The sequence below is a fragment of the Alteromonas marina genome, assembly GCF_000808575.1.
Lineage (GTDB): Bacteria > Pseudomonadota > Gammaproteobacteria > Enterobacterales > Alteromonadaceae > Alteromonas > Alteromonas marina_A.
In genome coordinates this window covers 1-268 of sequence record NZ_JWLW01000053.1, presented here as the reverse complement: position 1 = coordinate 268, position 268 = coordinate 1, and the positions used below count along the sequence as shown (strand labels likewise).

Annotated in this window: 1 tRNA gene; it reads left to right on the top strand. The window is 42.5% G+C overall.

Annotation, left to right across the window (positions count from 1 at the left end):
* Window positions 1–56 precede the first annotated feature (56 nt).
* A tRNA-Ile gene (locus RJ41_RS14705) sits at window positions 57–133 on the top strand.
* Window positions 134–268: the final 135 nt, after the last annotated feature.

Below are 268 nucleotides of genomic sequence, written 5' to 3'. Positions count from 1 at the left end.
AGCTCCACCATCTACTTGAATCTGAGCTTGAACAACGTTTAAGTGCAGTATACTGAAGGCTTGTAGCTCAGCTGGTTAGAGCGCACCCCTGATAAGGGTGAGGTCGGCAGTTCAAGTCTGCCCAAGCCTACCATTTCCTTACTTTGAGAAAGGAAGGTAACACAGGTAGAAATGTGTCACGTTGGACCCGAAATCCTAATGAATATTTACTGTTTCAGTAAAGATTGATTAGGGTTTTTTACTCTAAAGATGAAAGTACTGCTTTTGC